A 13,993-nucleotide genomic window follows, 5' to 3' on the forward strand; every position below is an offset into this window, starting at 1 on the left:
CCTGATAAGCGTAGCGCCATCAGGCAAAAACTCGACTCCATATATTCCCCCAAGTTATAGCAAATCTTTTTTTATTCTTTAATGTTTGGATGCCTTTCTGGCACGCTTTGCTCATCACAACACTACCTAAGAGAGCTGGGCGATGAACAAATGGGGCGTAGGGTTAACATTATTGCTGGCATCGACCAGCGTTCTGGCAAAGGATATTCAGTTACTTAACGTATCGTACGATCCAACGCGTGAATTGTACGAGCAGTACAATAAGGCCTTCAGCGCGCACTGGAAGCAGGAAACGGGCGACAACGTTGTGATCCGCCAGTCGCACGGCGGTTCGGGTAAACAGGCGACTTCCGTCATCAACGGCATTGAAGCCGATGTTGTGACGCTGGCACTTGCTTACGACGTGGATGCCATTGCTGAACGTGGCCGTATCGATAAAAACTGGATTAAACGCCTGCCGGATAATTCTGCGCCTTACACCTCCACCATCGTGTTCCTGGTCCGCAAAGGCAATCCCAAACAAATTCATGACTGGAACGATTTAATCAAACCGGGCGTGTCGGTCATTACGCCAAACCCGAAAAGCTCCGGCGGAGCTCGCTGGAACTATCTGGCGGCATGGGGCTATGCCCTGCACCACAACAACAACGATCAGGCCAAGGCACAAGACTTTGTGAAGGCCCTGTATAAAAACGTTGAGGTACTCGATTCTGGCGCACGTGGCTCAACCAATACCTTCGTTGAACGTGGTATCGGTGATGTGCTGATTGCCTGGGAAAACGAAGCGCTGTTGGCAACGAACGAGCTGGGCAAAGATAAATTCGAGATAGTGACCCCGAGTGAATCTATCCTCGCGGAGCCGACCGTGTCCGTGGTTGATAAAGTGGTGGAAAAGAAAGATACCAAAGCGGTGGCGGAAGCTTACCTGAAGTATCTCTACTCTCCGGAAGGCCAGGAAATTGCGGCGAAAAACTACTATCGTCCACGTGATGCAGAAGTCGCGAAGAAATACGAAAACGCATTTCCGAAGCTGAAACTGTTCACTATCGACGAAGAGTTTGGCGGCTGGGCGAAAGCGCAGAAAGAGCACTTCTCTAACGGCGGTACGTTCGACCAAATCAGTAAACGATAAATAAGTCTGTGATTTACCGACCCGGTGGCCTAGCGCGACCGGGTTTTTTATTTGTCATGGTTTTGCGTTACTCTTGCCCTTCAATGGGATACAGGAAACGCGTAATGAAAAAAGCAGGCTATCTTTTACTGGCGGTGATTGTGGTCGCCGCCGCTGCAGGTATCGGGTACTGGAAATTCACCGGCAACCCGGACGCATTACGCCAGATCGTTCTTCAGCAATGCTTGCCGCACCAGTTGCAGCAGCAGGACCCCGCACCATGCGCTGAAGTAAAGCCGGATGCCGGATATGTGGTGTTCAAAGACCGTAACGGCCCACTGCAATATCTGTTGATGCCTACCTGGCGGATCAACGGTACGGAAAGTCCGCTGTTGTTGAAATCAGGCACACCGAACTTTTTCTGGCTGGCCTGGCAGGCGCGTAGCTTTATGAGCCAAAAATACGGCCAGGAAATCCCTGACAAAGCAGTCTCTCTGACCATTAACTCTCGTAGCGGGCGTACGCAAAATCACCTGCATATTCATATCTCCTGCCTGCGAACCGATGTCAGAAAGCAGCTGGATGACAACCTGGCGAAAATCAGCACCCGCTGGCTACCATTACCGGGTGGGCTGCGCGGTCATGAATATCTGGCACGTCGCGTCACGGAAAATGAACTGGCACAACGCAGCCCGTTTATGATGCTGGCGGAAGAGGTGCCGGATGCGCGTGAGCATATGGGCAGCTATGCGTTGGCGATGGTGCGCCAGAGCGACGAATCCTTTGTCCTGCTGGCTACTCAGCGCAATCTGCTGGCACTGAATCTCGCCTCCGCTGAGGAAATTCAGGATCATCAATGTGATATTCTGCGTTAACCCCACCTAATCTGGCGTTTACTCCGCATGCCTGTCCCCGTATTCTTGTTGAAAAAAACAACAGGAGACAGGCATGTCGCTCTGGCTTACACACCCTCTGTTTATCCCCTCTCTGGTGGTTGGTATCACCATTCTGCTCTGGGCTACGTCGCTGCTGCCGGAGTTTATAACGGCGCTGCTGTTCTTTGCCGTGGCGATGGTGGCCAAAATCGCGCCACCGGATGTGATTTTTGGCGGCTTTGCGTCCTCCGCGTTCTGGCTGGTGTTTAGCGGCTTTGTACTGGGTATCGCGATTCGTAAAACGGGGCTGGCGGACAGGGCGGCGAGGGCGCTGTCATCGAGGTTGACTGATTCCTGGCCGTTAATGGTGGCGAGCGTAGTGCTGCTGAGTTACGCGCTGGCATTTGTAATGCCATCCAACATGGGCCGCATTGCGCTGCTGATGCCGATCGTCGCGGCGATGGCGAAACGGGCTGGAATTAACGACGGCACGCGCGCCTGGTATGGTCTGGCACTGGCCGTCGGGTTTGGGACGTTCCAGCTTTCCGCGACGATTTTACCCGCTAACGTACCGAATCTGGTGATGAGCGGCGCGGCGGAAGGCTCTTACGGCATCCACCTCAATTATCTTCCCTATTTGCTGCTGCATACGCCGGTTCTGGGTTGGCTTAAAGGCGCGGTGCTCATTGTGCTTATCTGCTGGTTGTTCCCTGGCAAGCCGCATGCGCCGCGCGATCTCACGCCGCCGGAGCCGATGAGCCGGGATGAAAAACGTCTGGCCTGGATGTTAGCGGTGGTGCTGTTCTTGTGGGTAAGCGAAAGCTGGCACGGCATTGGCCCTGCGTGGACCGGGCTGGCTGCGGCAGTTATCACATTGCTACCACGGGTTGGCTTTATCAATGGCGACGAGTTTTCCACTGGGGTCAACATTCGTACCTGTATTTATGTGGCGGGTATTCTGGGGCTGGCGATCACCGTCACGCAAACCGGTATTGGTAGCGCTGTTGGCGAAGCGCTGTTACAGGTGATGCCGCTGGATGCGGAAAAGCCGTTTACCAGTTTCCTCGCGCTGACCGGTATTACCACAGCGCTTAATTTTATTATGACGGCGAACGGTGTTCCGGCGCTGTATACCACGTTGGCGCAAAGTTTTGCCGATGCGACGGGATTCCCGCTGCTGTCGGTGATTATGATCCAGGTGCTGGGTTATTCCACGCCACTGTTGCCGTATCAGGCTTCACCGATCGTAGTGGCGATGGCGCTCGGGAAAGTACCTGCAAAGGCGGGGATGCTGCTGTGTATCGCACTGGCGGCGGCAACGTATTTGATTCTTCTGCCGCTGGATTACGCCTGGTTTACGGTGTTAGGAAAACTGTAGATGTATCAAAATGTTAATTTTATGTTTTGTGAGTGAGTGAATTGTATTATGTGCGGCAATATCGGTTAATGCCCGAGCGCAGATTTGCGCACTGGAAACTCAAGGATTGATTCATGGACAGTTTGACCCCCATCCGCTGTTGGCCTGCCATCATCTCGCTCGTGATTACGCTGACCATCTGGTTTGTTATCCCGTGTCCTCCTGACGTAACCCCGCAAGCGTGGCACCTGCTGGCACTGTTTATTGGTACGATCGCTGCGATTATCGGTAAAGCTATGCCCATTGGCGCAATTGCGATTGTGGCGATTATGCTGGTGGCGATGACTGGCGTTACTAACCCCGGCAAACCCTCCGCGGCGTTGAACGATGCGTTGAGTGGCTTTTCTAACCAGTTAATCTGGCTGATTGGTTTATCCATTATGCTGTCGCAAAGTCTGTTAAAGACTGGCCTGGGAGCGCGTATTGGCTACGGGTTTATTGCGCTATTTGGTAAAAGAACGCTGGGTATTGCGTGGGCATTAACCCTTGCGGAAACGCTAATTGCACCCGTAACGCCAAGCAATACCGCACGTGGCGGCGGCATTATCCACCCGGTAATGCGGGCGATTGCGGAAAGCCTCGGCTCGCAGCCAGGCCATGCCGAGAATGGCTCAACGGGCCGTTATCTCGCGCTGGTGAACTACAACATTAACCCGATCAGCTCGGCAATGTTCATCACCGCGACCGCACCTAACCCGTTAATCGTCAGCTTTTTGACGAAGGGGACGGATGGCGTGCTGAACATGACCTGGGGAATGTGGGCTATTGCGGCGCTTCTTCCCGCTCTGGTATCACTGGTTGTCATGCCGATTGTAATCTGGTGGCTCTATCCGCCAGCTATCACGCGCACGCCAAATGCGCCGCAGTTCGCGCGGCAAAAACTGGATGCGCTGGGTCCACTATCACTGGCAGAAAAAATCACCCTGGCAGTGTTCATTTTGCTGCTCTGCCTGTGGGCGGGTGTTCCAGCGATGCTGATGGGCAGTGCCTGGAGCGTAAACCCCACTAGCGCCGCGTTAATTGGTTTGTCGATTCTATTGATGGCGGGTGTATTGAGCTGGGATGACATTCTTAAATGCCGCGGGGCATGGGATACGATAGTTTGGTTTGCCGCGTTGGTGATGATGGCGGATTTTCTCAGCAAACTGGGGTTGGTGGGATGGCTGGCAACCAGCGTTGGTAGCGCAATCGACCATCTTGGCGTGCACTGGAGTGTTGCAACGCTGCTGTTGATTCTGCTTTATGTCTACTCGCACTACTTTTTCGCCAGCACTACTGCGCATATTACGGCTATGTTCGCTGCGTTTTTCGCCGCAGGATTAGGCCTCGGCGCGCCGCCAGCATTGCTTGGTTTAATGCTCGGTTTCTCCTCCTCCCTGATGATGTCGCTCACGCACTATGGCACGGGTACTGCGCCGATCATCTTTGGTTCGGGCTATGTCACGCTGGCAGAGTGGTGGAAAACGGGGCTGGTGATGAGTGTGGTCAACCTGACCATTTGGGGGGTGACCGGCGCCTTCTGGTGGCACTGGTTGGGATACTGGTAGTTAATACAGCGGGAGGAGTGCTCCTCCCGCCTTAACAACTTAAGCCTGTTTAGCGGCTTCTGCTGCTTTAACGATGACGGCGAAGGCGTCTGCTTTCAGAGAAGCACCACCAACCAGCGCACCGTCGATGTCCGGCTGAGCAAACAGTTCTGCCGCGTTAGCTGCGTTTACAGAACCGCCGTACTGGATGATTACTTGCTCAGCGATTTTCGCGTCAGCTTTAGCAATGTGGTCACGAATAAATTTGTGAACAGCCTGAGCCTGAGCAGGAGTTGCAGATTTACCGGTACCGATAGCCCATACTGGTTCGTAAGCGATAACGACGCCTTCGAATGCTGCCGCGCCCTGAGTTTTCAGAACCGCGTCGATCTGACGTGCACAAACTTCTTCAGTTTTGCCCGCTTCGTTTTCTGCTTCGGTTTCACCGATGCACAGAACTGGAGTCAGACCCTGCTCTTTCAGCACGGCGAATTTTTTAGCGATCAGCTCGTCAGATTCTTTGTGGTAAGTACGACGCTCAGAGTGACCGATAATGATGTACTGCGCGCCGATGTCTTTCAGCATTTCAGCACTTGTTTCACCAGTGAATGCGCCAGACAGGTTCAGGTCAACGTTCTGCGCGCCCAGAATGATGTGGCTACCGGCAGCGGCGTGTTTCGCCAGGTCGATATACATTTCCGGCGGAGCAATCGCTACTGCACAGCCAGCAACGCCAGCCAGTTCTTTACGCAGATTAGCAACCAGTTCGTTTACCATGTGGCGGCTGCCGTTCAGTTTCCAGTTACCCATCACTAAAGGATGTCGCATTTCATTTCTCCACGCTTGTCAGCGAATTAAGGAATATGGCCGCCCGTCAGGGCAGCATGGTCTGTGAAACAGTATAGAGATTCATCCCCCGAAAGGCTTTGCTTTTTGTCATTTCCCCGTCATTCTCCACGTTGCAGGTGCGTTGGCTGTACTCTCTCCCCCCAGTCACTTACTGATGTAAGCTCCTGGGGATTCGTTGCGTCGCCGCCTTCCTGAAACGTGAATAATTTAGGGGGAATTCGACCCTTCGAGGTTTTCAGATAGAGCCAGCTTAATCGGTTCAACAGCGAAGGTCAGCCCCTTTTCACCGTTATCTGCCACGACATAGCGAATTGCGCCTTCTGTTTCGGCGTAATAGTGCTTACCTTTGCCTGCGGCGAGCAGTTTTTGCAGTTTTTTCTGGCTCTGTTCCTTCGTCAGTAGCGGTGCGACGGTGCGGATGACGGCGGTCATGTATTCCAGCGCTTTCGCTTTAGCTGCCTTTTGCTCTGGTCCCTGAATTGGTAACCAGGTTATCTGCATGCTTTTGATTTTCAGGGTGCCGCGCTCAAGGGCGGAAGACGCATACAGGTTTTCATTGATTTTACTGGCCGCGCGGGTGAGATTTGCCCGATCGCGACTGCTGTCGATGGCGCGGAACTCATTCAGGATCAGCTTCGGATTCTGTGTATTAAAGTTTTCGCGAAACTGGCTAATCGACAGATCAAAGGTCGGCGCTCCCGCCAGTAAATAGGGGGCTGTGGTTGCCGTCGATGGCGCTTCCGCCAATGCCGCAGGGCTGGCGGTTAAGGCTGAAAACAATAATAAAAACAGTGTAAATCCGTGCTTCATCAATCGTACCTTTCATTCTCACTGCTCACGATTAAAACGGTAACCGTCGAGCTTGTCAAAAGGGTAAACTGTTCTGGAAGGTAATAATAAAGGAACTTACATGACCATACAGCAGTGGTTATTCTCATTTAAAGGGCGCATCGGGCGCCGTGATTTCTGGATTTGGATTGGCCTATGGATCGTCGGCATGCTGGTTCTGTTTTCGCTGGCGAGCAAACAATTACTCGATATTCAGACCGCGGCTTTTTGTCTGGTGTGCCTGCTATGGCCAACGGCGGCAGTGACGGTAAAACGTCTGCATGACCGGGGGCGTTCCGGAGCGTGGGCGCTGTTGATGATTCTGGCGTGGATGCTGCTGGCCGGAAATTGGGCGATGTTACCCGGCGTCTGGCAATGGGCGGTAGGCCGCTTTGTTCCAACGTTGATTCTGGTCGGTATGCTTATCGATCTGGGTGCGTTCATTGGCACCCAGGACGCAAATAAATATGGTAAGGATACGCAGGACGTAAAGTACAGAGCTGACTCGTAGGCCGGATAAGTGTATGCGCCATCCGGCAAAATGCCCGGGTGTTTACCGGGCATTGAAATGTTCTTACCAGTAGTGCTCTGCGGTCATATGGCCCGGTCGGCGGCGGAGGTGTTTGGTCATCTGCCGGGTGTCCTTCAGCAACTGCTGGGTATCGCGCACCATCTGCGGGTTTCCGCACAGCATCACATGACAGGTTTCTTTATCCATTGGCAGCCCGACCGCTTTTTCCAGTTCACCGCTTTCAATTAGCGCCGGTACACGCCCGGTCAGCGAATCTGCCACGGTTTCACGACTGACCACCGTCTGGATACGTAATTTACCTTCGTAGCGCTTTTCCAGCGCCTGCATCAACGGTAGATAGCTCAAATCGGCGGCATAGCGCGCGGCGTGGACCAGCACCAGATTTTTGAAGCGATCCAGGTCGTTGCCTAATTGCAGAATCGACAAATATGGGCCGATAGCCGTGCCGGTTGCCAGCATCCACAGCGTGTCGCAATCGGGGACTTCATCCAGCACGAAGAAACCAGCAGCTTCACTCACCACCTGGACTTCATCGCCAGGCTTCAGTGCTGCCAGACGAGGGCTGAGTTTGCCGTCGGGAACCGTCACCAGATAAAACTCTAAATCGGGGTTATCAGGGGCATTGACGTAAGAATAGGCACGCTGGACGCGCTCGCCGTCGATCTCAAGGCCAAGCTTGGTGAATTGACCTGCAGTGAAAGGAAGAACCGGAGCTCGCACGGTCAAACTAAACAGGGCATCGGTCCAGTTCTGTACCTTCGTGACTTTGCCAGTTACCCAATCTGCCATGGTTTTCTCCTGTCTGCTTTGATTGCCTTATCTTCGTTCGTTGGACGAAAGATTTCCAGCCCATATGGGCTGGAAGGCTCTATTGATCAAATCAATTACAGGATGTGCGCCTGCACATCGGGATCTTTACGATCGAGGTAGTGAATCGACTGAATGCGACGGATCGTACGTGATTTGCCGCGGATCAGCAGCGTTTCGGTGGTCGCGATATTACCTTTGCGGCTAATCCCTTCCAGCAAATCGCCTTTGGTGATGCCGGTGGCAGAGAAAATGACGTTGTCGCTACGCGCCATTTCATCGAGACGCAGCGCTTTGCCCGCTTCAATACCCATGGCGGCGCAACGAGCGAGTTCCTGTTCGCCAATGCGACGGTTCTCTTCGCTGTCGCCTTTGACGTCATGACGCGCCAGCAAACGACCCTGCATGTCGCCGTCCAGCGCGCGGATAACGGCGGCCGAAACGACACCTTCCGGTGCGCCGCCAATGCCGTACAGCACGTCAACTTCACTGTCTGGCATGCAGGTCAGAATGGAGGCCGCAACGTCACCGTCTGGAATAGCAAAGACGCGCACGCCCAGTTTTTGCATTTCGGCGATCGTTTCATCATGGCGTGGCTTGGCCAGAATGGTGACGGTCAGTTCACTCAGCGGCTTATTGAGTGCAGCGGCAACGTTATGCAGGTTGGCTTCCAGCGACAGGTTCAGGTCGATAGACCCTTTTGCGCCTGGGCCGACAATCAGCTTTTCCATGTACATATCTGGCGCGTTCAGGAAGCAGCCTTTATCGCCAACAGCCAGTACGGCCAGCGCGTTTGCCTGACCCATTGCCGTCATGCGTGTGCCTTCGATAGGATCGACGGCGATGTCGACCGCATCACCAAGACCGGTCCCGACTTTCTCACCGATAAACAGCATCGGTGCTTCATCGATCTCACCCTCGCCAATCACGATGGTGCCGTCGATATTGACCTGGTTGAGCATAATACGCATGGCGTTTACCGCCGCGCCGTCAGCGGTATTTTTGTCGCCGCGGCCCAGCCATTTATAGCCAGCCAGCGCGGCCGCTTCGGTCACGCGTGAAAATTCAATGGCAAGTTCTCGTCTCATTGCAAACTCGTAGCTGAAAGGAATGGCGCGAAGTGTAGCACAGGGGAGGGGGCGAGATTATTGATGTGTGTGCGGGGTTGCCCCCGCACGAAGATATTGCCGGATAAGGCACAGTTGCCATCCGGCTATGACGTATTACTCGTCGTGATCTTCCCACGCCATGGCGCGTTTGACCGCTTTTTTCCAGCCGCTGTAACGGAAGTTACGTTCGGTGGTTTCGATGCCTGGGCGGAATTCACGCTCGATGACCGCTTTTTCCTGCAGCTCATCCAGATTCTGCCAGAAGCCTACTGCCAGACCAGCCAGGTATGCCGCACCCAATGCGGTGACTTCGCGGACTTCCGGGCGCTCAACGCGCGTGCCGAGAATGTCGGACTGGAACTGCATCAGGAAGTTGTTGGCGACCGCACCGCCATCGACGCGCAGGGCGTGCAGGCGAATACCGGAGTCAGCCTGCATTGCTTCCAGAACATCACGAGTCTGATATGCAATAGATTCAAGCGTGGCACGGATGATGTGGTTGGAGTTTACCCCACGGGTCAGACCAAAGATGGCGCCGCGAGCATACGGGTCCCAGTACGGTGCGCCCAGGCCAGTAAATGCCGGAACGACGTACACGCCGTTGGTGTCTTTCACTTTGGTGGCGAAATATTCGGAGTCGAACGCATCGCTGATGAGTTTCATTTCATCACGCAGCCACTGGATAGATGCGCCAGCCATAAATACCGCACCTTCCAGCGCGTAGTTCACTTCCCCGGTCGGTCCGCAAGCGATGGTGGTCAGCAGTCCGTTTTCGGACTTAACGGCTTTCTCGCCGGTGTTCATCAGCATGAAGCAGCCGGTACCGTAAGTGTTTTTCGCCATCCCTTCCTTCACGCACAGCTGGCCAAACAGCGCCGCCTGCTGGTCACCAGCGATACCGGAGATAGGAATACGAATGCCGCCTTTACCACCGATGTTGGTTTGGCCGTACACTTCAGAAGAGCGACGAACTTCAGGCAGCATTGCACGCGGAATATCCAGCGCATCCAGCATCGTGTCATCCCAGTCCAGGGAGTGGATGTTGAACAGCATGGTACGTGAGGCGTTGGTGTAATCCGTGACGTGTACACGTCCCTGCGTCATTTTCCAGATAAGCCAGGTATCTACGGTACCGAACAGCAGTTCGCCGCGACGAGCGCGCTCACGCGAGCCTTCTACGTGGTCGAGGATCCACTTCACTTTGGTGCCGGAGAAGTACGGGTCAATGACCAGACCTGTATTATTACGGATGTACTCTTCCATACCGTCGCGCTTGAGCTTTTCGCAGATATCCGCGGTACGACGACACTGCCACACAATCGCGTTATAGATAGGTTTACCGGTTTCGCGTTCCCAGACAATGGTGGTTTCACGCTGGTTGGTAATACCGATCGCTGCAATTTCATCGGAACTGATATCGGCTTTCGCCAGAACTTCTACCAGCGTGGAGCTTTGGGTCGCCCAAATTTCCATCGGGTCATGTTCTACCCAACCTGCTTTCGGGTAGATTTGCTCGAATTCGCGCTGTGAAACGGCAACGATATTCGCATCGTGGTCCATTACGACCGCGCGGGAGCTGGTGGTGCCCTGGTCGAGTGCAACGATATATTTTTTTTCAGTCATAATTTTTTGTCCCGTAGTCACATTACTGCGAAGCTTTTTGTTGAGTGTTGGCCGCAACGTCTTTTTCTTCAATCGCGCAGACATCGCACGGTAAATGACGACCAATCAGTTTGCGATATGCCCATGCGCCCAAAATCGCGCCGGTAATCGGGCCAAACACCGGAACCAGGAAGTAAGGGATATCGCGACCACCCGTGAAGGCAATCTCACCCCATCCGGCCATCCAGGCGAAGAGTTTCGGTCCGAAGTCACGTGCCGGGTTCATCGCAAAACCTGTCAGCGGACCCATGGAAGCACCAATAACGGCAATCAACAAGCCGATCAGCAGTGGTGCCAGCGGACCACGAGGTACACCGTTACCATCGTCGGTCAGAGCCAGAATCAGCCCCATTAGAATAGCGGTAATGACCATTTCAACCGCGAAGGCCTGCACAAAATTGATATGCGGGTTCGGATAGGTGGAGAAAGTACCTGCCAGACCCAGGCTCTCGGTACTGCCGCGTACGATATGGTTAGTTTGTTCGAAATCGAGGAAAAGATTGTAATAAAGCCCGTAAACCAGTGCCGCTGCGCAAAAGGCGCCGGCAATTTGCGAAATAATAAAAGGAACAACTTTGCGTTTATCAAAACAGGCGAACAGCCAGAGTGCGATGGTTACCGCGGGATTCAGGTGTGCACCAGAAACGCCTGCGGTCAGATAGATAGCCATCGCTACCCCCAGACCCCAGATGATACTGATTTCCCACTGACCAAAAGTAGCCCCAGCCACTTTAAGTGCAGCGACACAGCCCACACCGAAGAAAATCAACAACCCGGTACCGAGGAATTCAGCAATGCACTGGCCTTTTAAGGTTGATGTTTGACTCATAATCGGATCCTGAAGAGAGTTTAATGTTTATTGTGTGCGAGAAGGTCACTGACATCCCCGGAGCCGGTAGGCACACTGTTAATTTATCGTTAACGCGCAAAAACGAGAAATATCGAAATTAAAATGTGTGTACTGCATCAACAAAATGAGCGTTTTCGCGCCATTGTGAGGTATTTGTTATACAAAAATAGTGTGAGCTGAATCATTTCACTGATCAACCTGTTAACACTTAAGAGTTATGACAGTAATGTCACCAGGAGAAAGACTAAAAGTGTTGCAAACCGCAATCTGCGCGGGATGCTGCTGGACAGGGATGACGCGGCTTCATACAATCGGTGTTAAGTAGAGTGCGCTCGTTTTTATTAAGGCGTCGCCGGTTATCGGGACGAGGATTTTTATCCATCAACGCCTTGCAATTCAGGAGAGGTATGACGATGTCATTAGAAGTGTTTGAGAAACTGGAAGCAAAAGTACAGCAGGCGATTGATACCATCACGCTGTTGCAGATGGAAATCGAAGAGCTGAAAGAAAAGAACAACTCACTGTCGCAGGAAGTTCAGACTGCACAGCAGCAGCGTGAAGAACTGGAGCGTGAGAACAATAGCCTGAAAGAACAGCAGAGCGGCTGGCAGGATCGTCTGCATGCCCTGCTGGGTCGTATGGAAGAAGTCTAATTACGCTTTATCTTTCGCGCCGTAGCTGCGTTGGCCGCGCTCAGTTACCCCAGTCACGTAGTTTACTACGCTCCTGGGGATACCTTCGTTTGCCGCCTTGCTACAACACGAAATCTTTCGCGTAACCGCCCCTGATTGTAGGCCGGATAAGGCGTAAGCCGCCATCCGGCAATCAGTGACACGCATAAAAAAGGCACCTTGCGGTGCCTTTTTCGCTTACTCGATATCGAGCGGGTCTTCGGAGAGGATTATCCCGGTGTTATCGGCGTACAGGTGGTCGCCGGAGAAGAACGTCACGCCACCGAAGTTGACGCGTACATCGCTTTCTCCAATGCCTTCACCTGAGGCACCTACCGGAATAGCGGCAATCGCCTGAATGCCGATATCCAGTTCTTCCAGATCGTCTACCTGGCGTACTGAGCCGTAGATGACCAGACCTTCCCATTCATTCTGTACGGCCAGCCGTGCCAGTTCGGCATCGACCAGCGCACGACGGACAGAACCGCCGCCATCGACCAGCAGAATGCGACCACGGCCGTTTTGTTCGAGCAGATCGTACAGCAACCCGTTGTCCTCGAAACATTTTACCGTGATGATTTGTCCGCCAAACGACGACCGTCCTCCAAAGTTAGAGAACAGCGGTTCCACGACGTTGACATCTTCCTGATAGATGTCACAAAGCTCGGATGTATCGTATTTCATAGGCTTAACGTTCAGTTGCTGCGAGAATTTTTAGTATATCGCGCTATGTGTACTGTTGGCAAAATCATCAATTGTTAATTGATATTTGTCAGTTAAAGAGACCACTGACTTAAGAAAATTCCAACGACAAACAGCAGGTTAGTTAACAATGCCGCTTTTACGGTGCGTTCCAGCATCGGACGCATTGCAGCCGGGTCCATCTCGCGCATTACATAGCGAGCCTGTTTGATCAGCAGCGGAGCGGCGAGGATAAACAGCCATCCCCACAGGCTTTGCAGTGAGAACAGGTTGAACAGTGCCAGACAGACCAGCGTGCCCATCAGCAGACAGGCGTGGTAGCGGCGGGCATTGACAGCACCTAAACGTACGACCAGCGTGTTCTTGCCGTTCTCTCTGTCGCTGTTGATATCGCGCAGGTTATTGACGTTGAGCACGGCGGTTGCCAGCAGGCCGCAGGCGGTGGCAGGCAGAATCAGCGCTGGAATCAACGTATGCGCCTGCAGGTACCAACTTCCCATTACGCTGAGCCAGCCGAAGAATACCAGCACAGAAATATCGCCCAGGCCGATATATCCGTAAGGGCGATTACCCACGGTGTAGGTGATCGCGGCGATAATCGACAGACCGCCGAGCACCAGGAAACCGACAAAATCCGCCAGCGTGTGACAGGCTACAGCAACCAGGGCTAGCCCGGACAGACAGATCAGCACCACGGTGACGATCAGCGCGCGCTTCATCTGCTGTTGGGTGATGACCCCTTTTTGCATACCGCGCAGCGGTCCAATACGGTCGGGTTTGTCGCTGCCTTTAACGGCATCGCCATAGTCGTTAGCGAGATTGGACAGAATTTGCAGCAGTCCTGCCGTAATCAATGCCAGCAGAGCAACCAGCGGATCGAAGTATCCTTGCCACCATGCTAATGCCGTACCGACGATGATCGCCGCGAAGGCGAGCGGTAAGGTCTTAGGTCGTAAACTTTCCAGCCAGGCTTGTGAGCGGCTAATTTGTTGTTGTTCAGTCATATTTAGCGCCAATAAAAATGGGGCTTTATCAGCCCCATCAACAGTGATGA

General features: G+C 53.3%; 14 protein-coding genes. 6 read left to right on the top strand and 8 right to left on the bottom strand.

Features of this window, described 5'->3' with window-relative positions; all coding sequences use genetic code 11:
* The first annotated feature begins 142 nt into the window (after positions 1 to 142).
* From sbp to OGX96_RS10645, 4 genes are all read left to right on the top strand, one after another.
* On the top strand, positions 143 to 1,132 hold the full coding sequence (gene sbp, locus OGX96_RS10630) for a sulfate/thiosulfate ABC transporter substrate-binding protein Sbp (protein WP_198802943.1): 990 nt from the start codon (positions 143 to 145) through the stop codon (positions 1,130 to 1,132).
* A 104-nt stretch (positions 1,133 to 1,236) separates the two neighbouring features.
* Positions 1,237 to 1,986: a CDP-diacylglycerol diphosphatase gene (locus tag OGX96_RS10635; RefSeq protein WP_020996109.1), complete on the top strand. Its 750-nt coding sequence runs from the start codon at positions 1,237 to 1,239 to the stop codon at positions 1,984 to 1,986.
* A gap of 73 nt (positions 1,987 to 2,059) precedes the next feature.
* On the top strand, positions 2,060 to 3,364 hold the full coding sequence (locus OGX96_RS10640) for an SLC13 family permease (RefSeq protein ID WP_198802944.1): 1,305 nt from the start codon (positions 2,060 to 2,062) through the stop codon (positions 3,362 to 3,364).
* Between the two features lie 113 nt (positions 3,365 to 3,477).
* A complete protein-coding gene (locus OGX96_RS10645; protein ID WP_003825206.1) occupies positions 3,478 to 4,950 on the top strand; it encodes a DASS family sodium-coupled anion symporter in 1,473 nt (490 codons plus the stop codon).
* A 39-nt stretch (positions 4,951 to 4,989) separates the two neighbouring features.
* Here the strand turns inward: OGX96_RS10645 and tpiA are convergent, their stop codons facing one another.
* The gene (tpiA, locus tag OGX96_RS10650) at positions 4,990 to 5,757 is read right to left on the bottom strand and encodes a triose-phosphate isomerase (RefSeq protein ID WP_003028783.1); all 768 of its coding nucleotides are present in this window, start codon (positions 5,755 to 5,757) and stop codon (positions 4,990 to 4,992) included.
* Between the two features lie 228 nt (positions 5,758 to 5,985).
* Entirely contained in the window at positions 5,986 to 6,588 is a 603-nt protein-coding gene (locus OGX96_RS10655; protein ID WP_071444510.1) for a YiiQ family protein, read from the bottom strand.
* Between the two features lie 100 nt (positions 6,589 to 6,688).
* Between OGX96_RS10655 and OGX96_RS10660 the strand changes: the two genes are divergently transcribed.
* A complete protein-coding gene (locus tag OGX96_RS10660; RefSeq protein ID WP_008787028.1) occupies positions 6,689 to 7,117 on the top strand; it encodes a DUF805 domain-containing protein in 429 nt (142 codons plus the stop codon).
* A gap of 63 nt (positions 7,118 to 7,180) precedes the next feature.
* Here the strand turns inward: OGX96_RS10660 and fpr are convergent, their stop codons facing one another.
* The 4 genes from fpr to OGX96_RS10680 form a co-directional block, all read right to left on the bottom strand.
* Entirely contained in the window at positions 7,181 to 7,927 is a 747-nt protein-coding gene (gene fpr, locus OGX96_RS10665) for a ferredoxin--NADP(+) reductase (RefSeq protein ID WP_136392446.1), read from the bottom strand.
* 95 nt (positions 7,928 to 8,022) lie between these two features.
* The gene (gene glpX / locus OGX96_RS10670) at positions 8,023 to 9,033 is read right to left on the bottom strand and encodes a class II fructose-bisphosphatase (RefSeq protein ID WP_003840506.1); all 1,011 of its coding nucleotides are present in this window, start codon (positions 9,031 to 9,033) and stop codon (positions 8,023 to 8,025) included.
* Between the two features lie 135 nt (positions 9,034 to 9,168).
* Positions 9,169 to 10,677 (bottom strand): glycerol kinase GlpK, encoded by a 1,509-nt coding sequence (glpK, locus tag OGX96_RS10675; protein WP_003028792.1) that lies wholly within the window; start codon positions 10,675 to 10,677, stop codon positions 9,169 to 9,171.
* Positions 10,678 to 10,699: 22 nt separating this feature from the next.
* The gene (locus OGX96_RS10680) at positions 10,700 to 11,545 is read right to left on the bottom strand and encodes an MIP/aquaporin family protein (RefSeq protein ID WP_003825195.1); all 846 of its coding nucleotides are present in this window, start codon (positions 11,543 to 11,545) and stop codon (positions 10,700 to 10,702) included.
* A gap of 428 nt (positions 11,546 to 11,973) precedes the next feature.
* Between OGX96_RS10680 and zapB the strand changes: the two genes are divergently transcribed.
* Positions 11,974 to 12,219 (top strand): septal ring assembly protein ZapB, encoded by a 246-nt coding sequence (gene zapB, locus OGX96_RS10685; protein ID WP_095533156.1) that lies wholly within the window; start codon positions 11,974 to 11,976, stop codon positions 12,217 to 12,219.
* Between the two features lie 216 nt (positions 12,220 to 12,435).
* Here zapB and rraA read toward each other — a convergent pair whose 3' ends face one another.
* Both rraA and menA read right to left on the bottom strand, forming a co-directional pair.
* Positions 12,436 to 12,921: a ribonuclease E activity regulator RraA gene (gene rraA / locus OGX96_RS10690; RefSeq protein WP_008787034.1), complete on the bottom strand. Its 486-nt coding sequence runs from the start codon at positions 12,919 to 12,921 to the stop codon at positions 12,436 to 12,438.
* Positions 12,922 to 13,013: 92 nt separating this feature from the next.
* Positions 13,014 to 13,943 (bottom strand): 1,4-dihydroxy-2-naphthoate polyprenyltransferase, encoded by a 930-nt coding sequence (menA, locus tag OGX96_RS10695; RefSeq protein ID WP_003825185.1) that lies wholly within the window; start codon positions 13,941 to 13,943, stop codon positions 13,014 to 13,016.
* Positions 13,944 to 13,993 lie beyond the last annotated feature (50 nt).

Source organism: Citrobacter sp. Cpo100 (assembly GCF_030332595.1).
Classification (GTDB): domain Bacteria; phylum Pseudomonadota; class Gammaproteobacteria; order Enterobacterales; family Enterobacteriaceae; genus Citrobacter; species Citrobacter portucalensis.

Bases quoted from the DNA above. Each gene is read 5' to 3' on its own strand.
- glpX (WP_003840506.1), bottom strand. From the start codon at position 9,033: ATGAGACGAGAACTTGCCATTGAATTTTCACGCGTGACCGAAGCGGCC.
- tpiA (WP_003028783.1), bottom strand. From the start codon at position 5,757: ATGCGACATCCTTTAGTGATGGGTAACTGGAAACTGAACGGCAGCCGC.
- OGX96_RS10660 (WP_008787028.1), top strand. From the start codon at position 6,689: ATGACCATACAGCAGTGGTTATTCTCATTTAAAGGGCGCATCGGGCGC.
- OGX96_RS10645 (WP_003825206.1), top strand. From the start codon at position 3,478: ATGGACAGTTTGACCCCCATCCGCTGTTGGCCTGCCATCATCTCGCTC.
- sbp (WP_198802943.1), top strand. From the start codon at position 143: ATGAACAAATGGGGCGTAGGGTTAACATTATTGCTGGCATCGACCAGC.
- OGX96_RS10680 (WP_003825195.1), bottom strand. From the start codon at position 11,545: ATGAGTCAAACATCAACCTTAAAAGGCCAGTGCATTGCTGAATTCCTC.
- glpK (WP_003028792.1), bottom strand. From the start codon at position 10,677: ATGACTGAAAAAAAATATATCGTTGCACTCGACCAGGGCACCACCAGC.
- rraA (WP_008787034.1), bottom strand. From the start codon at position 12,921: ATGAAATACGATACATCCGAGCTTTGTGACATCTATCAGGAAGATGTC.
- OGX96_RS10640 (WP_198802944.1), top strand. From the start codon at position 2,060: ATGTCGCTCTGGCTTACACACCCTCTGTTTATCCCCTCTCTGGTGGTT.
- menA (WP_003825185.1), bottom strand. From the start codon at position 13,943: ATGACTGAACAACAACAAATTAGCCGCTCACAAGCCTGGCTGGAAAGT.
- OGX96_RS10655 (WP_071444510.1), bottom strand. From the start codon at position 6,588: ATGAAGCACGGATTTACACTGTTTTTATTATTGTTTTCAGCCTTAACC.
- fpr (WP_136392446.1), bottom strand. From the start codon at position 7,927: ATGGCAGATTGGGTAACTGGCAAAGTCACGAAGGTACAGAACTGGACC.
- OGX96_RS10635 (WP_020996109.1), top strand. From the start codon at position 1,237: ATGAAAAAAGCAGGCTATCTTTTACTGGCGGTGATTGTGGTCGCCGCC.
- zapB (WP_095533156.1), top strand. From the start codon at position 11,974: ATGACGATGTCATTAGAAGTGTTTGAGAAACTGGAAGCAAAAGTACAG.